This is a genomic window from Pseudoalteromonas luteoviolacea S2607 (assembly GCF_001625575.1).
In the GTDB taxonomy this organism is placed as follows: domain Bacteria; phylum Pseudomonadota; class Gammaproteobacteria; order Enterobacterales; family Alteromonadaceae; genus Pseudoalteromonas; species Pseudoalteromonas luteoviolacea_E.
Map to the genome: position 1 here is coordinate 1 of NZ_AUXV01000005.1, position 24,289 is coordinate 24,289.

The following is a 24,289-nucleotide window of genomic DNA, read 5'->3' on the forward strand; positions in this document are numbered from 1 at the left end:
AAGCAGAAGTCAGCCAGGAAGCAGAAGTCAGCCAGGAAGCAGAAGTCAGCCAGGAAGCAGAAGTCAGCCAGGAAGCAGAAGTCAGCTAGCAGCAAAAAGTAGTATAAAAAGAATAAGCCAGCGAGCGTATAAACGGTGGTAAGTTGAACTTTTTTCTAACTAGAAATACGAATTTTTTAGCTTAGTAAGGGACAACTGAGCGTCAAGTTTTGAGATGCTAGTTGTATAACTAGCATAGATATAAAAACCAACACCAATGGTTACACATATCTTTCAAGGATGGCCGCCACGTATAGGCAAACACAGCGTTGCGTATGCGACCGCAAGGAGTGCGGTACTGGCTTCATTTTTTAGCTCTACAAGTCCACTCTTTACCCTTATCATCATGATTTAGTTAAAAGATATCTGTTTGTATCTGGTAGGATACAAAACCTCCACACTTGGTTACCCAAGACCAAAGCAATCTTAGTTATTGTCATATATAGCACTTACAATCAATGACAACAGGATCCTGCTATGAAAAAACACCTACTCGCCATTTTAGTAAGCCACATTGTTGCTTCGACAGCCAATGCTGAACCGGATTACTGGCAGTTTGCAGATAAAAGCCGCAACCAAGTGGGGCACAAAAAAGTTTACTCGTTAGATGAACCAGCATTACAACAAGCATTAAATGTTGTTGGCGAAGCACCTATAGAAGTGGTTTTGCCCTTGCCAACTGGGGAGAAAGTGACATTTGAGCTTTTCCCGTCTCAAGTTATGGCGCCGGAGCTTGCTGCTAAGTATGTCAATATTCGCACTTTTACAGGTGTAGATAAGCATAATTCTGCGCACCGAGGTCATTTCAATATGGATGAAAGTGGCTTTTATGGCATGTTTAACTATCAAGGAAAGCATATATATATCGACCCTCAGCGAGGCACAAAAGACCTTTATTCTGTTTACAATCGAGAGGCACAAAAGCAGCAGGTTAATCAATTACGCCAACAGGCACCTCGCAGGCATAGCCAATCAGAAACTTCACATCACCAAGAGCATACGCAATCGCGTTTATCCAAAGCGACCTATCCAAATACTGAAATCGTATATCGCTTAGCTGTCACAACCACAGGCGAGTATGCTGCTTATCATGGTGGTACCAAAGAAAAAGTCATGTCTGCACTTGTGACGATGACGAATAGGCTTAACGATGTTTATAGCCGAGATATGGCGATTCGCTTCCAGCTCGTAGAAGGTAGTGACAAGTTAATCTTTTTAGACGCAAATAGTGATCCATTTGATAATACTGATGCCGACATAGATAAGGTCAGTGCCGTAATCAATGAGCATATTGGGCTGGAAAATTACGATGTTGGTCACCTTGTTGGCACAGGTGGTGGCGGTTTAGCGGGTTTTGAAGTTGTTTGTACAGAGCTAAAGGCTGAAGGCGTGACAGGAAGTGAGCAACCTGACAATGATGCATTTCATGTTGATTATGTTGCGCATGAAATTGGTCACCAACTTGGTGCGGAGCACACTTTTAATGGAACAGCAGGTGCGTGTGCAGGCAACAGAGTCGATACCAGTGCATATGAACCCGGAAGTGGTTCAACGATAATGGGATACGCGGGAATTTGTGATGAGCAAGATTTACAAGCTAATTCAGATCCATACTTCCATGCCCACTCACTGGAGCAAATGATGGCGTTTACACGTGAAAAAGCGGGTAAAAGCTGTGGTACGCATTCTCCAAAAACAAATCAACGCCCAGTCGCGAACGCCGGGAATGACTTCATTGTCCCAGCCCGTACTCCATTTAAACTAACGGGAAGCGCAACTGACGCGGAAGGTGATAAACTCAGCTACAGTTGGCAGCAATATAACATTGGCAGTGCGTCTGACAGCAAGGAAAGTGATGGTGTTGATGAGGGAGGTCGACCAATATTCAGAACGTTTAATCCTACAGAGACTGCTGAGCGCACGCTTCCTAAGTTATCAGATGTGTTGAAAGGCTCACTCAGTTATGGGGAGGCTTATGCAACAACAACGCGTAAGCTCGATTTTCGTTTAGTGGTCCGAGATGCCAATGGGGGAGTTGCAGAGGATGATATGCAAGTTTCAGTGGTTGCCAATGACAGCGGATTTGCGGTTAAACTCCCTGATGCAAGTTCTCAATGGAGAGCAAACCAACAAATAGTAAGCTGGCACACAGCAGGTAGTGAGAACGCACCAGTCAACTGTTCGCAAGTGGACATTTTATTATCTGTAGATGGTGGGGAGCAGTTTGCAACAACCCTTGCCAGTAAGGTAGCCAACAATGGCCAATTCGAGGTTGCCTTGCCTGCTTTGAAAACCGATAAAGCTAGAATAATGGTGCGTTGTAGCGACAATATTTTCTTTGCTATAAATAATGGTGACTTTTCAATTACTAACGATAGTGGCGCAGAGGTTAAACCTAAGGTCACGGGTCAGAAGCCGCTGACAGTTGCTGAAGATGAAACTATAACCGTACAACCCAGTGACTTAACCATGGCAACAGCGCAAAGTGTTGATAGCATTGAAATTGCTGGTGGAGATAATTACACGGTTCAAGGGACGACGATCACGCCAAAAGCGAATTTTAACGGTACTTTGCAAGCTCAGGTGGTCGTAAAACGCGGCACCATGCAAAGCGACCCTTTTAATTTGAATATTACAGTTACGCCGGTTAATGATGCACCTGTTGCGCAAAATGACACTGCAAGCGTGGAGTATGGTGCAAAGCAAATTCAATTCAAGGTGTTGGAAAATGATAGTGACCTAGATGGAGATGCGTTAAAGCTCACGGCGGTAAATTATGCGGGCAAAGGGGTTGTGACTTTCAATGAGCAAATGATTATCTACTCTGCACCAGCAGAATTCTCTGGGAAAGAGCAAATTTCATATACGGTATCTGATGCACAAGGCGCGACTGCAACTGGACAATTAGATATTACGGTAAAAGAGAAAGCGAAAGTTACAGAGCCGACTCCAACGCCTGAACCAACACCAAAAGACAATGCTGACAAATCATCTGATAGTGGTTCTTTGTGGTCACTTCTGGGCGTAATGTTACTTGGATTGAGACGTCAATGGGGCCAGCGGGCATGAGAGCGCGCGTAAAACGAACTCTGGTGTTTACTACTTTGATATCAGCCCTGAGCGGGTGTGCTGATCAGCAAAAACATGATTCACTCGAATTGGTCAGGCTGAAAAGTGATATAGCTCAGGCTAAAGCCGAGCAGGATTATCGGTTTTTAGTCTTCGCGAGTCGGCGACTAGTAATACCCGGATTTGAAGATGAAGATGTAAAAAGCCTTAAGGCACAGTGTGGCATACGTTACTGGAAAAATGAGGGGGATGTTATATATTCAGCGACGACGCGAGAAAGTCGCAGTGCCAAGTATGAATATGCTAGCAAATACAACAAAGCTGTATATGCGCAGTGTAAGCAGTCTAACTAAGCTAATGGGGGCATTATGCCCCCATTAGCTTCTTTGGATGGAATAGACTATTTGTTGTATCTTAGTAGGTGTTATGCAAAAAATTTTACTGATAGACGATGATCGAGAGCTAACCTCCTTGATCAGCCAATTCTTGGCGCAAAATGGGTTTTTGGTTGAGGTCTTAAATGATGGGCGCCAAGCCGCTGAGCATGTATTTAAAATTCAGCCGGATTTAATCATTCTTGATCTGATGCTACCGGGCACAGATGGGTTAAGTATTTGTCGTGAGATCCGTCCCCACTTCTCTGGCGCTATCATCATGTTAACAGCGTTAGTTGATGATATCGATGAGGTGACAGGCCTTGAAGTTGGGGCGGATGATTACCTTTGCAAACCCTTAAAGCCACGGGTGTTACTTGCTCACATTCGCGCACAATTGCGGCGTCAATCAAGCTTGCAGGAGCAGCATAAAGACTTGCGTGTTGTATGTGATGGGAGTTTGCAATTAGATTGGCGTAATCGCACGGTGAGTTATCTCAATGAGGAGGTAATTCTCTCCAGCGCTGAATTTGAGTTGCTATGGGTACTTGCCCAATCGGCAGGAAGTATCATTTCTCGTGATAGCTTGCATCGCAAAATATTCAATCTAGAGTATGATGCCATGGACCGTTCCATTGACTTACGAATATCCCGGTTACGCAAAAAGCTTGGGGATGATCCTAAGCAGCCTCAAGTTATCAAAACCATACGAAATAAAGGGTATCTCATTGCAGATTAGCGGCAAATTGATAGTGACATGGGTAGGTGTCATGATTTTGATCAATATGGTTTTGGCACGCTGGCTCATGGAAGATGCTTACTTTGAAGTCCAAGAAGCGTCATTAGCGCAGTATGAGCAATACTTAAACCGCCTCGCGGATGACATTGATATACACCTCAAATCCCTTCATGGCATTGGAGATGAAGCCATCGTTCAGGCCTTAACTGAGTATAGAAATGACCCCATAGATATTCTCTCTACTCGACAATTTGACGATGATCCATTTTTAGTCGAGCAACTCAGTGAGTTACAACTTAATCAAGTATTTGTTGACGCGCAAACTGCTAGTATTTACGTCATGCGCAGTAACAATCAAGTGGTCATGATAGGCCCTGTTATTCACCACAGCGTATTAAGCTGGTTTGCGGATTGGTTTATGTGGCTTATGGCATGCTTGGTGAATGGTGTAGGCATTTCTGTCTTTTTAATAGCAATGTATCGAGCGCAGCTGACACTCAGAGCACAATTGGCAGCAGTGCTCCCAGCCGATATAGAAAAAGCGCAAAGTCCCCAAGCGCAGTTAACGGAACTTTATGGGTATTTGGCGTCAAGTGAGCAGCAAAGTACAGAGCAGTTAAATCTACAACGTGATTTGTTACATGGTGTGGCGCATGAATTTAGAAGCCCTATGGCACGTATACAGTTTGCTCTCGACATGCTAGAGGGGGCGGAGCATGATACGCAAGAAGAGCTTAAAAGTACCATGCAAAGTGCCTTATTGGGCTTAGATGAACTAGTTAAAGAGCTGTTGTACTACGCTAAACTGAAAGATGGCAGTACCGCAATGCAATTTCAGTCTGTATCTTGTAAAGATCTGACACAAGATGCCGTGGAGCAAGTTTCAAGTTTTTATCCGAATATAAAATTCAGCATTAATTGCGACGATTTAAATGTGATAGCTGATTATAACTTATTGCGCCGTGCCTTAATCAATATTGTACGTAATGCCGGGCGGTTTGCTCAGGCTCAATGCCATATTACGGTCAGTAATGAAGGAGGTTTTATGCAATTTTTTATTGAAGATGATGGCATCGGTATTCCACCGGGAAAACGCGTGCGTATTTTTGAGCCCTTTACTCGATTGGACCCGAGTCGATCTCGGGATTCAGGGGGATGTGGATTGGGCTTAGCCATTGCAAACTCTATCGTTCAATTACACGATGGTGATATTACGGTCATAGATGGCCTGCATGACTTGGGGGGCGCATGCTTCCGCTTGCAAATTAAGGCTGACAAGCCCAGCATTTAGACTGGGCTTGCGATACCATTAGGCAGACTTTGATGATTGCGTTTTTCGCGCCTGATTTGGCTTGTTTGCACTACGCTGCTTATTATTAGGCTTTGACTTAGAGCCCAGTTTACTTGCCCCTTGTGAATTGGCGTTGCGCTTTGGCTTGCGCGCATTGGTATGGCGTTGCCCAGTGCGGCTCTTACCTTCCTTCGAGTGTGTGCTATTAGTCTGCTTCTGATCACTTGTAGCTTTATCTGTCGAGTCTGTTTTATTTTTTTTCTTTTTCGGCTTTTTAGGTTTGAGTGGGCGTGTATCCAACGGCTTTTCAGGTACTGGGTTTTGCGGTACAAACCCTGGTTCTTCAGCACGTGGAATGAGTGCACCAATGAAGCGCTCAATACCATATAAATCGTCTGCATCGGCTTGTGTTACAAATGAGACCGCTATGCCCTCACTGCCAGCTCTTCCTGTGCGCCCAATTCTGTGTACATAGTCTTCATAGGTATTGGGTAAATCGTAATTCACGACGTATGGCAATTCGCTGATGTCTAGGCCTCTGGCCACAATATCAGTGGCGACTAATACATTGACGTCGCCATTTTTAAAACCATTTAGCGCTTTTACCCTTGCACCTTGCGACTTATTGCCATGAATCGCAGCTGCGCTGATATGATTTTTTTCCAACAATGCGACGAGCCTGTTCGCACCATGTTTGGTGCGACAAAATACCAATACTTGCTGCCATTTTTTTTCAGTAATAAAGTGGCACAGCAGTTTACTTTTCTGTGCTTTATCTAAGGCATACGCGCTTTGGATGACAGTTTTAGCGGTGGTGTTTTCAGTGGCGACAGATATTTCAACTGGAGACGAAAATAGGCCTTGAGCGAGTTCGCGGATCGGCCCAGAAAACGTAGCTGAAAATAATAAGTTCTGGCGTTTATTGGGTAGCAGACGAATGATTTTTTTTAAATCATGGATAAAGCCCATATCTAGCATACGGTCTGCCTCATCCAGCACTAAAGCCGATAATTCAGTAAACTTCACAGCATTTTGCTGATAAAGATCTAGCAGCCTACCTGGTGTTGCAATGAGAATATCGACACCTTTGCGCAAGCGCATCATTTGCGGGTTGATCTTAACACCACCGTATACAACGGTACTGCGAATACGTGTGCCGGCGCTGTATGTTTCAACACTTTCTGCAATTTGTATCGCAAGTTCTCTGGTTGGTGCAAGCACGAGTACGCGGGCTTGGTTTGCATGAGGTTGCTGGGTGTTAAGCAGCTGCTCAATCAGTGGTAAGGTAAAAGCCGCTGTTTTGCCCGTGCCTGTTTGTGCCGCCGCCATCACATCTTGACCGTTTAATATGGCAGGAATCGCTTGCTGCTGAATTGGGGTCGGTGAACTATACCCTTTAGTTTCAAGGGTGTTTAAAAGTACTTGGGATAACCCAAGTTGAGAAAAGTTCATGCATACTCTCTTTGTACTGAGGTGGCAACGGTGTGGACCTTTACCTTGTCTATGATTGGCAATACTGCCATGGATACGCGATCATAGCAGAGTTAGCACAGTCTGCCGAATTTAATCCAAGGTGGCATGGGCTGGCTTGCACGCTGCATGTTTTATTGAGTGGTCTATACTTGCATTGACAGCGTGGTTATGAAGGGATTTATCATGGACATCACACAGCGGAAAGTGGCGCTTTGCATGCAGCTTACGGTGTTGGTTGCGGGCAGTCTTTTCACCGGAACATTGGTTTATATGCTGTATCAAGAGCAGCAGCACTCCATTAGACAAGAGTTCAGCAAAGAGTATTTACTTAGGGTAGATTCATTTAAAGAAACGGTGATGAACAATCTATCCTCGTTGCATAGTCTCGCTGTACTCTTTGATGTTAAACCTCAAGCCAGTAAAGCTGAGTTTCGTCATGTTTCTTCTCGCATTCTCGCGACGAAGGCAGGGATCCAGGCATTGCAATGGGTGCCACGAGTTACACAAGATGCGCGGCAAGAGTTTGAGAAAAAAAACCAAGAAAACTATGCTCAGTTTGCGATTACTGAGCGACTAAAGGGACAAATGCAAGCTGCCCAAATACGTAATCAGTATTACCCAGTACAATATATTGAACCCCTTTTCGGTAATGAGGCTGCACTTGGCTTTGATTTGTTTTCCAGTCAAACACGGCGAGAAATTATACAAACATCGCGAGATCTTGCTCTGCCGCTTGTAACGGCCAGTATTACACTCGTTCAAGACCCCCACAAACAAAAAGCATTTATCGCATTGCGACCTATCTATGATCACCTTTCACTGACTGTTGCTGATAAGCGCGATAATATTCGTGGCTTTGTGATTGGGGTATTCAAACTTAATGCATTAGTCGCGCATTCGAAACTAGGTAAAAATGAAGGGGATATTGAGTTTGTTATTGAGGATGTAACGGATGCCGCACAGCCCCAAACGCTGTATCGAAATCGTTTACAATCTTCGGGTCAGCTGCAGTCTTGGCTAGACGTTTGGGGGCGTAACTGGGTGATCAGTGCCTCCCCGTCTCATCGTTTTGTGCAGAGCCGTATTTCAGCTATCCCAGTTTTAGTGCTCTTTATCGGCATGGTAATGACATTTCTAATGTTTTTTTATGTACGGCTTTTATATCGTCGCCAAATCGCAATTCAGCATGCTGTGCGAATCAAAACCAAAGAACTGGACAAAGCCAATGCCAGATTACTTGCTCTGACTCAAATCGATGGTCTGACGGAGGTATCAAATCGACGCCACTTTGATATGCAGTTGCAAAAAGAGTGGCGGCGCGCTGTGCGCATCGGTAGCCCGATAAGTTTGGTTGTCATTGATATCGACTTTTTTAAGGAATATAACGATTACTATGGTCATGTCGCAGGTGATCGCTGTTTATGTTTAGTTGCGAATGCTTTGTCTCAGTTGGCACAGCGTGCCTGTGATGTTTTTGCTCGGATTGGCGGGGAGGAGTTTATTTTTATTCTCCCCGATACTGAGCAGCTCGATGGCTTTTGCGAGAAATGTTTAGCAGCTGTGGCAGCACTGGAAATTAGTCATGAAAGGTCATCAGTGAGCCAATATGTGACTGTCAGCGTTGGCGCGTGTGCCATGCGCCCTGAAAGTAATGATGAAAGAAGTCATTTGCTTGATATCGCTGATCAGGCCATGTATCGCGCGAAAGATGCAGGTAGAAATACATATGCAGTTAAAGAAGTGGCTCAAAAAGCATTATCTACTGAATGTACAAGGCAGGTAGGGTAAAGCCTCCTGCCTTAATTTGGGTTACGCTGCCGATTGCTGCACAGTTTGTTTAAGCGTGCTTTCACTTGAAGTAGTAGACTGATTAATCAAGTAATTTAGGATTAATAGATTACAGATAAACCAAATATCTTTAATGATAAATTGCCCAGTACCAGTAAGCAGTGTAGACATACTAAGTGCACCAGGTGTGGTGACTAAAAATGTTTGTGTCATAACAAAAACAGCACCACTACCTAATGCGGCTACAATAAATAATTGCTTATGTCGTAAGAGTAATGCTGCACCTAGCAATACAGTAAAGAAAATATCGTAGATACCAATCAGGTTAGATGCCATCTGAACTGAGAATAAGTCATATAACCAAGACATAAATGGTGAGTGACTTACTAAAGGCTCAATACCTTTTGCTTCTAACTCCAAGAATTTCATGCCGCCAATCCACAGGAGCACTAATGCAACTGGAAAGAAGTTGAACCAAAGGTGCTGTGAGGCGCTGAATTTACTGCGAGCAAAGAGGTATATTGCAATGGGTAGTAGAGCAAAATATTTAATGATCCCTTGCCCAGAACCGATCACCGGAAATCCACCGTGAGACTGGATCCAGCGTGCTTCGCCAAACAAAGTGACTAAAAATAGTGTTGCAACGGCAATAAGCCCCCAAAAAGCAGCGGTTTTAAAAGCGGGCTGTCTAGATATTAATAGAGCACTGATGACAAGGATAACACCGCCTAACAGTTGAGCCGCTAGGACTTCTGAGATGGCACTGTCGAGCGAATAAAATTGCAAAACGGTTTGCACATAGCGGTCATTACCACCAAGCATCATCGATAACGCAAAGGTAAACAAGCTGAATGCCGTTAAACCGGTCACCAAATTAATTAGTGTTTTATGTTGCATGTGAACTCCTAGGAAATTGATTACCCTTACAGACCGAATCACCTAGATATATATTTCAAATTTTTACTTTATATTGGTATTAACCTCTAATTTTGGAGAGAAAATAGACATTTTTTGTGGTGAAAAAGCAAACTAAATCAGCCGTTTATTAAACTTTTACTACTTCTTTTGTATTGTTTTTGTTTTCTCGTCACACCACTTTGTATTGTATGTTGTGATACCCTCCCGCCCATAGGAATATTTCATTCCTGATATCTGAACAGCTAGGTATCGAGAATCTCTATAGTTTGAATCATTTCAAATGATTCATACACAAAGGCAAAGAAAGGGTAATGTGATAATGTTGAAACACTGTATTGGGCAGGTAACTCAATATGCGGTGGTCGTTTTATTTGGGTTAATTTCGCAAACGATTGCAGCAGAAGAGTATCGTGTATTGGAGCGTGACGTTGCGGCGTCCATTGTTTTTGATGGTCAGGATGACTACGCTGAGTTAGTAAGCGAAAAGAATGTTGATGTTAAAGGGAGCTTCACAATTGAAGCTTGGGTTAAAGTTGACCAAGTGACGCATTTCGCGCGTTTACTCGATTTTTTCAACCAAACCGGCCAAGACAACATTATTTTTGCCACATCAATTGCCAAAACTGGCAAACCTCGATTTAGCGTATATCGCGATGGTCTCGAGACGGTAGTTGATTCGCCTAAGGCGTTACCCATTGGTTATTGGACACATTTGGCTGCGACTTTTGAACATGACAAGAGAACAGCGAAACTCTACATCAATGGTGAATTGGTTGCGACTAACAGCAATATGAATCTGCCTAGTACAGAACCGCGCCGTCATCGTTACATAGGCCGCAGCGCTTGGAATGGAGATGGGCTGTTCCAAGGTGCTATTCATGATTTTAGAGTATGGAATACAGCGCGTACGCAAAAGCAACTCAAAGCAAATAATCGCGCCGTTTTGAGTTCAATCACCCCTAACTTGATTGCTAATTACCCATTAAACGAGAAAGATATTATCGGTGGTAGCGTGATTGATCATGCAACAGGAGGTGACTATATGCACCTTCATGGCGCCCGTGCAGGCTCAACTCGCACCACATCTGCGGATTATCCATTTACCGTGCCTCAGTTGAGCGTGCCGCAGAACTATCGTGCTATAACGGTGTCTGGCTTACCAAAAGGTGTGAGCATTAAAGGAAACGCACTATTGCCAAAGAAAAACAAAAATGGCACCTATATGCAAGTGGTGGATTTAAAAGCACTACAAGATAACGCACTGCTACTCAATATCCCACAAGGCTTCTTTGGTAAATTTGCACTGCAAGTAGAAGTTCATGCCGGCAATGTGCAACCTTATTCAGTAAAACCCGTTCAACGCTATGACTTTGTGTATGTGGTACCGCCAAAAGCAGATGATTTGTTATTTGCGAAAAGCGGCAGTATTGATTTTGGTGAACCAATTGAACACGTGGCGCATCATAGCGAGATTTATTGGGGCATTAATAAGCGCGGCGTTGTATTCAGTCGTTCAAAAAACACCGACTGGAAAGTGGATACTGATGTCGATCAAGGTATGCATTTTGTCAGTATTGGCAGTGATAAGGATGGTGGTATTTGGGCCGGTACGGATGATGGGCGAGTATATTTTCGCGATCGCTTCGATTCTCCTTGGCAACAAGTAGATGGTTTCTTTCCGCAATTGGCAGTTCAGCCAAATGGTTACGTTTGGGCTGCGGCGACAGGTCAAAATGGTGAAGTTTATGTGAGAAATGGCCTCAAAGGAGAGATCAAACTCAATGGTAAAAAATCATCAGGCGATTGGCTAACCCAAGATGGCTTTATGAAAAAGCTCGCTGTGGGGGCCGACGGTCAGGTTTGGGGCATCGATTACGCAGGGTATGTGAAAAATCGGTTTGGCATCTCAGCGCCTTGGTACTTTACCCCTTCAGACGCTTTTGATCCGCAAAAAGCCCAAGGGTATGACAGCAATGCGCCGTTTGACCCAACCACAGATGTGTTCGGCGATACTAGCAAAGCTGTGCCGGTTAATGATCCAAATTATATTCCGAGTTACGGTGGTGAAGGAGAACTGAGTGCCAAAGCCAAAGAAATAGCGGTGGATAATGATGGACGTGTTTGGGTGGTGACCGAAAAGAATGATCGCTATGTCAGAGGCAGTGCAGATCAACCTTGGCATTTGGTAAAAGGTAAGTATCGCGATATCAAAAGTAGTTTTGGTGTTGGCAAAGCTGTGCCACTGAATGTCATCGTTAACCCAAAAGTTGCGCAGGATGCGACGGTGACGATTTCTGGGTTACCGCATGACGTCGTGTTATTAGATAAAAACAACAAGTACTTAATTCAAGGTGGCAGTATTGATCTTAATGCCAGCGACGCGATTGGATTAAAACTTGATGTCAGTAATGCTCACCACGACTTTTACGTCAATGTTGAATTGACGGCGAGTTATGACGGTAATTTTGTTTCATCTCAACAAAAAATATTTATTGATGATGCTGAACTGGAGCGCAGTGTCAGCGGCGGCACCGTTTTTCAAGTGGCGGATAGTCGAAAAAATTATTCGGTTGAGCGAGTGGGTAACTCTTTGGTGCTTACTTATCGCTACGATCCGACTCGTGTAACGCGTTTACTGATGACCGATGTTGACTACATTCGCTTTACCGACAATGTCGTGGCGATTGCCGATTACTACAAGACATATCAATTGCCAGCGTCAGTCAATACCAGTCCGGGCAATGTGGTTTTGATTGCCGGTGTGCCTGCTGGGGCGGTTGTAAACAACTCAGTGGCCATGGGTAATGGCGTATTTGCACTGATTGCGGATGAAATCCAATCGGGTGCCTTTTCAATTGACTTTCCAACCGTAGACGTGGACAAGGCCGTTGAACTCAAAGTGGGTGTTACCGCTGAGACTTCAATTAGTAAAGAATTGATTGGCGGTGCACGCATTAACGGCTATGCGAATGCAAAAGCCTATGCTGAGGCGGATGCGGAACTGTCTTTCTCAGTTGGCCCTGATGGTGTAAACGCTGAAGCGCGAAGCTATATTGGCGCAGGCGCGGTGGCAACTGCGGGAGGCTCTGTGGAAGTGGATGGCGTTGGCTCTGCATCACAGGAGTACGGTGTGGAGGTGACAGTTGACGCTGAGATTGAAGCACAACTAACCGTAGATAAAACACAAATTTCTCAGCATGTTAAATTGGGCACGCAAGCAACAGTATCGGCGACGAGTACGTTAGAAGTCGAAGTGGACTTTGTGCCAGGTACAAGTGCGACCACCGAGGGCACAGCTGCACTGTCTGCTTATGCCAATGTCGAAGGTGATAGCAAGTTATGTTATGGCGACGGGTGTTACGGTCTTTCGGGTTCAGCGGGGGCTGAAGCGGGCATTATGGCCACCGCTTCTGGGTATGCCAGCGGTTCACTGGCAGGTGTTGGTGGTAATGCCGAAGGTGGCGTTGAAGCGGGCCTCGGTGTGGGCATCAATGCCGGCGCTACAGCGGGTTATGAAGATGGTGAGCTGACAGTGGGTGTCTCCGGTGAACTGGCTGTTTTAATTGGCCTTGATGTAGATGTTAATGTGGTGATTGATACTAACTCAGTCGCTGATACCGCAGATCTCGTTGGTAATGGCGTGATTGGTGGGCTTGAAGCGGTAAATTCAAATATGCTGACTGTGAACCAAGCCGTTACACAATATTATGTGCCTGCCATTCGTTTTGTACAAACCAACATGTTGCCACTTAATCAGGCGATGGGGCAGTATGGTGTCACAGCCCAAGAAGCGGTATTTAGCGGCATAATCAGTGTTGATGATGCGGTTAATAACTATGGTGCCAAGGCGCAAGATTTTGCAGGTACTGCCTTTGATACTGCAAAAGATAAAGCCGAAGATACAGCCAAGGATGCCTACAATGGCGCGAAACACTTTATTTGTCATATTTTCTGTTAACCGAGACATGACTAAAAGTGTATAGAGAAAATCGCGGCTTAGGCCGCGTTTTTTATAAGTACATTGCTCGTGGCATAACTAATTCTGGCGGGTAATCGACAAGCAGTACTAAGAGTGCATCAACTGTTTGGCAAGCAGTTTTTTCTCTAATGCGGCAAACATACCGTTCAACTGTTGTTGGAGATAAGACTAAGTACTGTGCAATTTCAGTGATTGTTTTTTTCTTTGCAAGTTGCTGAGCAATTTCTAGTTCTCTGGCTGTGAATTCGTGGCAATAAATATGTGCCATTGTATTCACCTTGTGCTTTTCTGCCGCGAGCTGAAAAGCGCGCAATACCGCAGTTTCCAGCGTGTCTATGTCAGGCGGTAAGTCAATAAAAGGGAGTGACGAGCAAGTCGAAGAGTGCTGCCCAGAAAACAGCGTATCATGTGATTCGATGATCACCACGTGCATTGGACTGTTTTGCACCGTCAATTGGCTAATCACCTTAGCATAATGCTGCACTGAGCTATCTAATTGCATCAATACGCAACTTGGCTGTGTTAAGTCTGCTCGTGCAATAAAGTCGTCAATTTGCGTAAAGTGCTCAGTGGCAAAACCTTTGGCGTCTAACCACGCTTGCACTGTGAGATCTAAATTTTCAGAGAGGGTGTAAACCGTATTAAGGGGCATTGGCCTGCGGCTCATTGATTGGCGTTTCATTATACTGTGCCAAGATTGCTTGGTATTCGCCAGTTTGTTTTATTTTATCTAAGCCATCGTTAAAGATACTGAGTAACCGCATGGTGGTCGGGTTGTTTTTTAAAAACAACAAATGCAGCGTCCCTGTCAACAAGGGTTTAGGTAAAAATGTCAGCGCTGATTTTTCCTCAGGGTAGCTGTGCTCCAGCATATACATACCGGGCAATAATCCAATCGGAAAAAGGTCAATTCTCCCTTTTAGGAGCATAGAGAAGTTTTGCTCATCGCGGGTCATAATATTCACATCTAGATCGCCAGAATTGGCCATTTGCCAAAACTCATTGGTATAGCTATATCCTCTCGTTGCGCCAATTCGATACTTTTCAAGCTCCTCCAAGTTGTTCCAAAGAGGCACAGGATTATTCTTTTTTATAAAAAAGACTGCGGATTCTTCGTAAAGCGCCGTGCTACAGGCAAAGTATTCTTGTCGCGCGTCCGTGCAGTACCAAAACGCCGCTGCGTCATAATAGCCTTTTTTAGCTTCCATAAAGCTGCGTGCCCAAGGCATAAAATGAAACTGAACGCGAATATTGTGCTTGGCAAAAGCAGCTCGAATTACTTGTGGGACCAACCCTTGGTGTTTGAGTTTTTCTCCTGAGTACGGCGGATATTCACCAATTGCGATGGTGAGTGTTTGGGCACTCACGTGACTTACAAATAAAAGTGCGAAAAGTACGACGGTAGTTAAAGTTGTGCGAAGTTGGCGCTGGATCATAATAGTCACTACTGCTCGTGATAGGCTATTGTGGACGTGGCATATCGGACAATGCCTCCAATAGTTCTTGTTGTGTAAAAGGCTTGGTGAGATAGCCTTTCGCGCCCAGTTCTTGGCATTTTTGCTGTGTGGCTTCAAAGGCATCCGCCGATAACATAATGATGTGAGGATGCGAGTCGAGAGACATCGTATTGATCAGTGCGAGTACTTCATAACCGTTCATTTTAGGCATGTTGATATCCAATAATATCAGGTCAAATGGTGGGCTTTTGCTAATGATCTGTAGGGCTTCGTAACCATCGGATGCTTTTTCAATTTGGCCGCAAAACGGGCCTAGCATTTTGCTCGTAATGACTTGATTGAGTGCATTGTCGTCGACAATTAAAGTGCGAGGAATAGAAAGTTCCAAAGGGGACTCAGATAAAGTGGGCTGTTCAGCCTGGTGCGTATGGGCTTGGGTCGCAGGCATTGAGATTGTGACATGTGTGCCAACATCCACTTCAGAACTAAAGTTCAAATCATAGTTGAGTAGTTCGCAAAGTTGACTAACCACCTCTAGGCCTAAACCACTGCCACTCACCATACCTTCATAAGAGGTATCTTCTTGTGTGTAGGCTTTAAAAATGGCCTCGATATCTTTGATCCCAACGCCAGTATCTATCACCGAAACAGTGCAGGTGTCTTTATTAAAATCGGCTTTTACTTCTACAGATCCTGTTTTAGTGTATTTAATGGCATTACTGACTAGGTTACTGAGCACTTGTGTAAGTCGCACTTTGTCAGTTTTAACAAACATGCCAGATGCTTTGTTAGCCGCGACCTCTAACTTGAGCTGCTTTTCTTCCGCTGTGGCGTGGTATAGCTCTTTGATATGGGCAAATACATTCTCTAAATCAACCACCTCAATGCTGGTGGAGAGCTTTTCTGCATCTAGTTTGGCAAGAGTGAGAATATCATTGAGTAAAGACTGTAGTTGTTCACCACAGCTCAATATGGTGCTGATATCTTGTGCGATTTTGTCATTAACGACAGCGCTTTTGAGTGTCCCCGCAATGCCCAAAATCCCGAATAATGGCGTTCTAATTTCATGGGACATACGGGCAAAAAACTGCTCTCGCGCCTCGAGTGCTTCAATTGCGCGGCGCTCGCTTTCTTTAATTTCTGTGATATCAGTATGGGAGCCGACCATGCGAACAGGTTCACCTTGTTCATCGCGAATAATCAGTCCGCGACACCGGATCCAAATAGTTTTGCCTGTGGCATGGGTGTAGCGCACGATTTGATCATACGGGTGTGACGGGTCGGCTTTGTGTTTTTCAAAATTGTCCATGGCAAGCTTTAAATCATCTTGATTGATGATATGTTGCCATTCAGAAACCAAATGCTGTTTAGTGCTAGGATCATAGCCTAGGGTTTGCCATAGTTTGGGGCTCATCCACTCTTGAGCTGGGTTTTCTAAATCCCAATACCAAAAGCCATCTAATGAGCATTCAACCATAAAATTGAAGATCTCAGGGCTTTTTTTGATTTGAGCGTATAGTTCCTTTTCAAGTCTGTGCACAAGACCCCTCCAACGGCAATTAAACTTTTAAGCACGGTGCAGGCTTAAGTATAGTCTTAACATACTTTTACTGCGTTAGTATTGCATGATTTATATCCAGTTTTGTGGCAAGTTAGTGAACAGTTTGCACACATCTAGCATAGTACGTGACGTATGCTTTTTTGACTTGTGAGGGAAATAAGCGGCAAAAGCAAGATTAAAAACGCAAATTGCCATATTAATATCATTTTTCTCTTGTATATTTTATTTATTTAACGTATGCTGGCCGACTTGCTTGTTTGACTCACATTAACAAGCAATATTTATGTCTTACCTTGATCCAGTCAGTCATAGTTTTAAAGTTAGCGCCTTAATGCGTCTGTCTTGAAATTATCAAGTTTTCAATCATGTAAAAACATGATTCCGTTGAGCATCGTCTTGCGATGCACCTATTCAGCAGACCTTAATAAGGCACCATGTAAATCAATATTGATCCGCGTAAAAACGCGATGAGATATTAAAATTAATTTATGAGCGTTTTATTATGTCTTACTTATACCAAGGACAGCAGGTGGCGATCACTTTGCCGGTCCAATCTATCTCTATGAACAAGCGCCGTATGGCGGTAAAACACCAAGATGGCTTGAGCTATATTGCATTTGAAAATGCAGCTGATGCTAAAGGGTTTTTAAGCTGGTTAGGTAAAGCTAACTAACCAGCGCCGATTTGATGCGGCATGTGGCATTCTTCGTCAAAGGATCCATATGCGCGCGAAGAGAGGTCTCGGGCATAAAGCCGATATGGTAAGTGACGAGATTTCCCTGTGAATCGAGTATAAACAACTGTGGTGTGCTTTTACTCTCCAGCAAGTTAGCCAATGAATTAGGTAAACTCGCCATCGCAAACTGCGATTGATACTGTGCCTTCAGCCTTTTAAGCTGGCGCTTTTGCGCGCCAGTTGCCATCATTAACACCGAAAACTTTTGACAATCTTGTGACTGTGCATCGTACATCTGTTGTATTAGTTTGTGCTGCCTTTTACACCAGCTACAATTTGGCTGTATCAGCATGAGTGCCAATACCTGACCTTGATAGTACGCTAAAGAGTCAGGGACGTGCGGTGTTAAGGGTGTGAGCTCTAATTCGTAAAAAGGACTCGTGGCATCACTAAAAAAAGATGCCACGAGCAAAGGGAATGTAGTAAATACCTGTTTAAAAGTCATAGTCGAAGCCGATATAGGCCAACCTGCCACGCAGTGGGGCGTATATGTAGGTGACATCGTAGCCGCCTTCGTTATCAAACATGATGGGTGTGTCTTCATCGGCGGCTTGGTTGTAGTCGAGCGCATTGTTGATGCCAAAGTACAGCTCGACTTGCTTATTTAAGGTATATGTCACCTTAAAATCGAGCAGGCCGTAACTACCTACATTGGTTTCTTTGGCTTGTGTGGCTTGTTGATCATTGAATGCCGCATAACCGTAATCGGCCAGATCTCTGCTAGGGACAAACAAGTAATTGGCACTCAGGCCCCACGCGTTAAATTCATAATCTAAGTTAATACTTGCGCGCTGCTCCGTAGGGGCAATGCCAAATGAAGACTTAAATACATCGTTGTACTGATAAGCTTCAAAGCTGCCACCTACCAGTAAGGATGGTGTAAGCTGGTAACCAATCGCGAAGTCCCATGCCAAGACATCTGCTTGTTCACTCAATTGACCCAGTACGGGAGTGCCAGCTGCATTGTGTGTCAATGAGGCAAGGTTATCGACTTGTGTGTAGGCAATAGAGAGGGTGGCGTTTAGTTTGTCTGCTGTGTGATTCAGTGAATAATTGTAGCCTAATGAACGTTCTACATCGTGCACGTCTACGAGGTACCCTTTCTCTGCATCTAAAATGCCATGATCACTTTCGAAAAATGACAGGGGAGCACGATAACCCTGGCCTACAGAAAAGCGTGAGGTCCAATTCTCATGATGGAACCAGCGTATGTCTAAGCGCGGTGACACCAAGGTTTCATCGATTTCATCGCCAATAGCGTGGTTCGCAATAAAATCTGCATTAATTTGATCGATCCGTATGGCCAGTGCCAGTTCAAAATCGATAGATGGCGTGTAGGTGTCTTGTATAAACAAGCCAGAAACGGTGTAATCAAAGCTATCTGACATATAAAGCGGGTTGTTTGCCAGTGCCTCGGTATGGCTACGCATGGTTTCATCGCGATGATCTATACCCACAGTAATCAAGTGCTGATTGTTCAACGTGTAGTAGAGCTTTGCAGCCGCAAACTGCATGTCATCTTCAGCATAGTAATCGATGCTTTCGTAGAAAGAGTCTTGTATGTGTTCAACGTTGGCATAACTGATATCTAGCGCGAGATTATCATTAAGACCGTGAAGTAGGGTGAAAAGCCATTCTTCGCGTTGGGTATCAACCCATTCTGCGGTTTCCCACGGGTTGCCAATGTAGCGATTTCGCACATCATTATCGACAAACAGATTGTCAGCTTCTCCCTTGCTTACACTGGAGAGTGTTTCTGCAATAGAGCGGGTGGTATCTCCAATAACTGGTCCGCCAAAGACCTCAGATTGGCTGCGACCATAGCGGGCCTTGACCGTCGTATCTAGCGAGAAATCGTGAGTAAGTGTTACTGCTAATGACTGGTTTTCTAATAGTGGGGACTCACTTACGCCATTGTTATCGCCATCAAACTGGGCGCGACTATCATGCTGCGCGATCATGCTGACGGTGCTTTTTTCATCACCGCTTACCCCCATTGCAACCATAGAGAGTTTACGATAATCCTGGTTACCATAAGCAACGTCTAACTCTGCGCTATTCTTGGTTGGCTTTTGAGATACCAAGTTAACCGTGCCACCGATGGCTTCGGGCGCAGTGAGTGAAGCGCCGGCACCGCGTGCGATTTCTATGGTACCGATACCGGCAGTCGCAACGCTGTCCATACCATAAAATCCAGAGAGCATTGTGTGCAGTGGGATACCATCAACCAATACATTGGTGTGCTCACCCTTCATACCATTGATCATAATACGTTTTGCACCACACATAGAGCACTCATTGGAGACCCGAATTCCCAACGCTTTATCAATGGCCTCACTGAGGTTTGCAGCTTGCATGTTTTTTAGCTGCTGTGCATCAATAAGCTCAGTTTTAGCTATGCTGTCTTTTAGGATACCGCGTGCTTGCAATCGTGACTGTACCCCTTGTACTTCAATATGTTCCAAGCTTTGTTGTTGGTTTTTGGCATAAACGAATGGTGACGCGAGTAACGTGGTGGCAATAATGACGTTAGATAAATACAGACTGGTGTAATTCACTTTAATTTGGCTTAATGATAATGATTATTATTTATGTTAGCGCGTTATGATTCTGAACTTCAAGTAATAAATTATTTTAAATTTGATTTAAATATTGCGTGAGTAATTGGTGCGGAGTAGGGTCTAGTAAACAATAATGACTAAAATAAACATAATTTTGCCGCACTGATAATTGGCGCCAAATGCTGATCGGACCTAAATTTACAGAGCGGATGTGACAAAAAGGTGAATTAATGAATTTTCTAGCTGGGCTCACAATACGACAGAGATTGTCTGTTGGTTATGGCGCAATATTGTGCTTGATGATATTGCTGACGGGGATCGGGATCAAAGATGTTAACTTCATTGACGATACCTTGGCACAAATGACCGACATCAACTCGGTGAAACAGCGCTATGCCATTAATTTTAGGGGCAGCGTTCACGACACCGCCATTGCCATTCGAGATGTTGCTATTACTGACTCAACAACGGAATTAGGTGAATTTGAGCAAGAAATCATGCAATTGAAGCGTTTTTACGTTGAGGCGGAAAATAGCATGGCGCAAATGAAGTCGCGGGGGGTGCCATTCAATGATCAAGAGCGCCGTATTTTGAAAAGCATTGAAGATATCAAAGTAACGACACGCCCTCTTGTCGAAGAAATCATTGCACTTAAGCGCGCAGGCAAAGAGGTGGATGATATGGTGCTACATCAAGCGCGCCCAGCGTTTATCACTTGGCTTGCACGCATCAATGAATTTATTGACTATCAAGAAGAAGCGAATCAATTGGCAACGCCTGAAGCACGAGATGTAGCGGGCGGGTTCGCTCAATTTATGATCGCCGCAACGCTATTAGCAATTGCCGTAAGTGTGTTTATCGGGCTTATGATTGCAAAAAGCATCAGAGAGGCGTTGGGGGGAGAAGTTCGCCAAGCGGAGCGTGCACTGTCGTCTATTGCACAGGGGGACTTAACGCAGCATATGGCCACCGATTACCCCAACAGCATGTTGGCAAAGCTATTTGAGATGAAATTACAGTTAACCGAAATTGTCTCGAATGTCGTGGGCGGTGCATCGGATCTTGCTGAGCAAGCCAAAGTTGTGTCATCGGGATCAGACGATATACATGCAGCCGCTCAGCAGCAGGCGTCCTTGACGCAACAAACCGTTGCACGGTTGGAACATTTGCGCAGTAGCATCGATCACGTCAGCGAGCTGACTACCAAAACGGAAGAAAACTCAGAATCGACCGTACAATTTGCAGATAAAGGGCGAGACGCCATCGCGGCAAGTGCCTCCGAAATTGTCCGTATAGCCGACACTGTCAATGCCACCGTGGCACAAATTAAAAAGTTAGAAGCCAATACTGAGCAAATAGGCGGAATCGCCAATGTGATTAGTGGGATTTCTGAACAGACAAACTTGCTCGCGCTCAATGCGGCAATAGAAGCTGCCCGAGCTGGTGAGTCTGGACGTGGATTTGCTGTGGTTGCGGATGAAGTGAGGCAGCTTGCCAAGCGCACCGGCGAAGCGACTGCACAAATTGAGGCCATGATCGGCGAGATCCAAAAAGAGACCTCGGCATCAGTAGAGGCCATGGAGCAAACACAGCCGCAAGTTGAAAATGGTAAGGCGCTTATCCAAGAGGCAACAGAGTTATTGCAAAGCATTGATGCACAAGCCAGTGATTCATTACAGCGGGTACGCGAAGTTGTACAAGCCAGCGCTGAGCAAGTGAGTGCAATTTCTGAGGTGTCTGATGCGATGAGTTCTATCTCTGCGATGTCAGATAATGCCATCGAAGTGACTGAAACTAATCGCAATGCGACCCAAAAATTAGATGCGTTATCTGCGGGTATGCACAGTGCAATTAGCTTTTTTAAAGTGCGCTAAATGTTAGTCACTGATTTTAATACACACTTGGTATTTTAAAAGGCTGTGTGCTAGATGTTAAAAGGCGTATTAAGAACTAAAGTCTGAGTAAAGCTGTAAAAGCGATATCGCGCGGAGTGTTAATTCATGTTTCAGCTAGTTTATATCAGTAAAGCAAAAAAGCGTCATACAGAATTAGAACTAGCCAAAATGATGAATAAATTTCGCCAGCGCAATGTCGCTAACGGGATCACAGGCCTGCTGCTTTATGATGGCAGAGGCACCTTTATTCAGTTACTAGAAGGCAAAAAAGAGGAAGTTCGGGCTCTGTTTGAAGTGATATCAAAAGACCCTCGTCATGAGCGCATCAATAAATTGCACGAGCAAGCTGTATCAGAGCGTGTATTTGCTCACTGGAAAATGGGGTTCAAGTGCTTAAATAGTGAAAAGATGCGCGATGAAGACGGGTTTTCGGAGTTTTTAACTCAGGACGATAAGTACGCATTTTTGCAAAATCACCCGGAGTTTTCGGTGCAGTTACTTTGCTATTTTAAAACATGTTGAGTGCCTGAGTAAGTGCCACTCAATAAAATAAGGCGTCGTGTGTATGAACCATCTCAGTATTGCTAAACGTATCTACCTAATGGCTGCGGTGCAACTTGGCATGTTATTGCTCGTCAGTGCCATTGCTTTGGTACAAATGGCCAAGATAGGATATGAGCTAATTGATATTGCAGAGGAAGATATTCCATTGAATAACTTTCTTACGCAAATCACCGAACATCAACTAGAGCAAGCCATATTATTTGAACGATTACTGTTGTATAAATCCTTATCAGACAGCGGTGCATCAGATTATGACAGTAAAGTACAGCAACTGTCTCAGAAATTGCTCACATCGATGGCAAAAGTGGAAAAAGAAATTGACGACACCACGGCGTTTTCAGCACAAGCCATTACCATGGCGCATTCTGAAGAGGCTGCCAGCAAGTTTCGTGAAGTGCAGCAAGAACTTAAAGTCATCACAAAACACTATGCTCAAGCCACCCAAGATCTTAAGCAGTTGCTAAATCAACTCCCCAATCAGACCATTTTGGAGTTGATGCCCATGGCTAAAAAAATTGAAGCAGAAGAAGATCAGCTTAAAGACGAACTCATCGCTGTACTGGCAAACGTACAAGCGTTTACGCAAAAAGCCACCTTAAAAGCAGAGCAAGACGAAATTTTAGCGATTAAGCTGATATCAATTTCGGCCATCGGTGCGTTACTCGTTGCACTGGTGGCGGCCTTTATCATTAGCCGCTCAATCACTACCCCAATCGATGGGCTTATTGCGCGCTTGAAGTCGGTGGCAAGTGGAGACGGCGATTTGACGGTCATGTTAGATGAGTCGGCAAAAGACGAAACGGGCGTGATGGCACGAGAGTTTAATAAATTTATAAGTGGCTTGCGCGCAACCATCATGAGTACCAATGATGTCGTGCGCAGTTTAGGTGACTCGTCGGAATTAGCGATGAGTGTGATGCGTCAAACTGAAAAAAGCGTCACGGAGCAAAAAAACCAGACCGAAATGGTCGCCGCTGCCGTGTATGAGATGACCACCACAACCCAGGATATGTCAAAAAGTACTGCACATGCCGCAGAAGCCACCGCGAAAGTACGTGAAAAGGTGCAAACGGGTAAACAAATCGCCACCCAGACCAATCAAATAATTGAAAACCTCGTTTCTGAGCTCAATCTTGCCTCAGATGACATCGCAGAGCTGGTGGAAGAAACCAATAATATCAGCTCGGTGTTAGAGGCCATTCAAAGCATCTCTGAGCAAACTAACTTACTGGCATTGAACGCGGCGATAGAGGCCGCACGTGCGGGTGAAAGTGGCCGAGGGTTTGCTGTGGTAGCCGACGAAGTAAGAACCTTAGCGACCCGTACACAGTCATCCACCGCTGACATTCAAGACTTATTAGATCGCTTAAAAACAGAGGCGAACAAAGTGGTCAACAGTATGGAAAAAGGCAAGGTGAGTGCCCATAACTGCTTTGAAAAGAGTGAAAAAACTCAGGCCATGTTGGATGAAGCCTCAGGTGCGATAGAGCAAATCAATGATTTGAACACACAAATTGCCACGGCTACAGAGCAGCAGTCTATGGTTGCGGTTGATATAGATAAAAATATCAACAACATTAACGAGCTGGCCAAAGAAACCGCACAAGGGGCGAGTGAAACCGCCGATGCAAACCAGAATATTGCGAAAAGGATTATAGACTTACATACCAACTTTAACCGCTTTGTGACCTGATATTGGCGGCCGCCAGTAGTTTGCCATATTGACAGCAGTATCAATATGGCGCGCTTTTATGACTTAGCCTATTGATAAAAATACTAAAAATAAAATTATTGAGGGGTTTATCTGTTTGTCATTTTATGTTCACCAATGGCTTTTTATAGTGA

17 protein-coding genes are annotated in these 24,289 nt (G+C 44.5%); 10 read left to right on the forward strand and 7 right to left on the reverse strand.

Annotated elements, in window-relative coordinates:
• Nucleotides 1–516: 516 nt before the first annotated feature.
• The 4 genes from N480_RS04735 (at nt 517) to N480_RS04750 (ending at nt 5,512) form a co-directional block, all read left to right on the forward strand.
• Complete coding sequence (locus N480_RS04735) at nt 517–3,108, forward strand: reprolysin-like metallopeptidase (RefSeq protein ID WP_063371398.1); 2,592 nt, start codon at nt 517–519, stop codon at nt 3,106–3,108.
• Nucleotides 3,105–3,461, forward strand: a complete 357-nt coding sequence (locus N480_RS04740; RefSeq protein ID WP_063371399.1) for a hypothetical protein — start codon at nt 3,105–3,107, stop codon at nt 3,459–3,461. Before N480_RS04735 ends, N480_RS04740 begins: the two co-directional genes overlap by 4 nt.
• A gap of 73 nt (nt 3,462–3,534) precedes the next feature.
• Nucleotides 3,535–4,221 (forward strand): response regulator, encoded by a 687-nt coding sequence (locus N480_RS04745; RefSeq protein ID WP_063371400.1) that lies wholly within the window; start codon nt 3,535–3,537, stop codon nt 4,219–4,221.
• Nucleotides 4,222–4,252: 31 nt separating this feature from the next.
• Entirely contained in the window at nt 4,253–5,512 is a 1,260-nt protein-coding gene (locus N480_RS04750; protein ID WP_196761453.1) for a sensor histidine kinase, read from the forward strand.
• 18 nt (nt 5,513–5,530) lie between these two features.
• Here N480_RS04750 and N480_RS04755 read toward each other — a convergent pair whose 3' ends face one another.
• Nucleotides 5,531–6,964, reverse strand: a complete 1,434-nt coding sequence (locus N480_RS04755) for a DEAD/DEAH box helicase (RefSeq protein ID WP_063371402.1) — start codon at nt 6,962–6,964, stop codon at nt 5,531–5,533.
• Nucleotides 6,965–7,168: 204 nt separating this feature from the next.
• Between N480_RS04755 and N480_RS04760 the strand changes: the two genes are divergently transcribed.
• On the forward strand, nt 7,169–8,773 hold the full coding sequence (locus N480_RS04760; RefSeq protein WP_063371403.1) for a CHASE domain-containing protein: 1,605 nt from the start codon (nt 7,169–7,171) through the stop codon (nt 8,771–8,773).
• 21 nt (nt 8,774–8,794) lie between these two features.
• On the opposite strand, the gene N480_RS04765 is transcribed toward N480_RS04760, so the two are convergent.
• Nucleotides 8,795–9,670, reverse strand: a complete 876-nt coding sequence (locus tag N480_RS04765) for a DUF417 family protein (RefSeq protein ID WP_063371404.1) — start codon at nt 9,668–9,670, stop codon at nt 8,795–8,797.
• Between the two features lie 340 nt (nt 9,671–10,010).
• On the opposite strand from N480_RS04765, the gene N480_RS04770 reads away from it, so the two are divergent.
• Complete coding sequence (locus tag N480_RS04770) at nt 10,011–13,649, forward strand: LamG-like jellyroll fold domain-containing protein (protein WP_063371405.1); 3,639 nt, start codon at nt 10,011–10,013, stop codon at nt 13,647–13,649.
• A 52-nt stretch (nt 13,650–13,701) separates the two neighbouring features.
• On the opposite strand, the gene N480_RS04775 is transcribed toward N480_RS04770, so the two are convergent.
• Genes N480_RS04775 through N480_RS04785 form a run of 3 tightly spaced genes read right to left on the reverse strand, consistent with a single transcriptional unit; the run spans nt 13,702 to nt 16,667 of the window.
• Nucleotides 13,702–14,352, reverse strand: coding sequence for a LuxR family transcriptional regulator (locus tag N480_RS04775; protein WP_081231751.1), 651 nt, complete (start codon nt 14,350–14,352; stop codon nt 13,702–13,704).
• Nucleotides 14,312–15,106 (reverse strand): substrate-binding periplasmic protein, encoded by a 795-nt coding sequence (locus N480_RS04780; protein ID WP_063371407.1) that lies wholly within the window; start codon nt 15,104–15,106, stop codon nt 14,312–14,314. The genes N480_RS04775 and N480_RS04780 overlap by 41 nt, the downstream gene beginning before the upstream one ends.
• A gap of 25 nt (nt 15,107–15,131) precedes the next feature.
• Nucleotides 15,132–16,667: a PAS domain-containing hybrid sensor histidine kinase/response regulator gene (locus N480_RS04785; RefSeq protein ID WP_063371408.1), complete on the reverse strand. Its 1,536-nt coding sequence runs from the start codon at nt 16,665–16,667 to the stop codon at nt 15,132–15,134.
• 523 nt (nt 16,668–17,190) lie between these two features.
• Between N480_RS04785 and N480_RS25230 the strand changes: the two genes are divergently transcribed.
• Nucleotides 17,191–17,361: a hypothetical protein gene (locus N480_RS25230; protein ID WP_155732763.1), complete on the forward strand. Its 171-nt coding sequence runs from the start codon at nt 17,191–17,193 to the stop codon at nt 17,359–17,361.
• On the opposite strand, the gene N480_RS04790 is transcribed toward N480_RS25230, so the two are convergent.
• Both N480_RS04790 and N480_RS04795 read right to left on the reverse strand, forming a co-directional pair.
• On the reverse strand, nt 17,354–17,869 hold the full coding sequence (locus tag N480_RS04790) for a TlpA family protein disulfide reductase (protein WP_063371409.1): 516 nt from the start codon (nt 17,867–17,869) through the stop codon (nt 17,354–17,356). The two genes, N480_RS25230 and N480_RS04790, sit on opposite strands and share 8 nt — an antisense overlap.
• Nucleotides 17,859–19,982 carry a TonB-dependent receptor plug domain-containing protein gene (locus N480_RS04795; RefSeq protein WP_081231753.1) on the reverse strand — a complete coding sequence of 708 codons (2,124 nt, stop codon included), beginning with the start codon at nt 19,980–19,982 and terminating at the stop codon, nt 17,859–17,861. Before N480_RS04795 ends, N480_RS04790 begins: the two co-directional genes overlap by 11 nt.
• Nucleotides 19,983–20,215: 233 nt before the next feature.
• Between N480_RS04795 and N480_RS04800 the strand changes: the two genes are divergently transcribed.
• From N480_RS04800 to N480_RS04810, 3 genes are all read left to right on the forward strand, one after another.
• Entirely contained in the window at nt 20,216–21,859 is a 1,644-nt protein-coding gene (locus tag N480_RS04800; RefSeq protein ID WP_063371411.1) for a methyl-accepting chemotaxis protein, read from the forward strand.
• A 126-nt stretch (nt 21,860–21,985) separates the two neighbouring features.
• The gene (locus N480_RS04805; RefSeq protein WP_063371412.1) at nt 21,986–22,402 is read left to right on the forward strand and encodes a BLUF domain-containing protein; all 417 of its coding nucleotides are present in this window, start codon (nt 21,986–21,988) and stop codon (nt 22,400–22,402) included.
• 43 nt (nt 22,403–22,445) lie between these two features.
• A complete protein-coding gene (locus tag N480_RS04810) occupies nt 22,446–24,137 on the forward strand; it encodes a methyl-accepting chemotaxis protein (RefSeq protein WP_081231754.1) in 1,692 nt (563 codons plus the stop codon).
• The last annotated feature ends 152 nt before the right edge of the window (nt 24,138–24,289 follow it).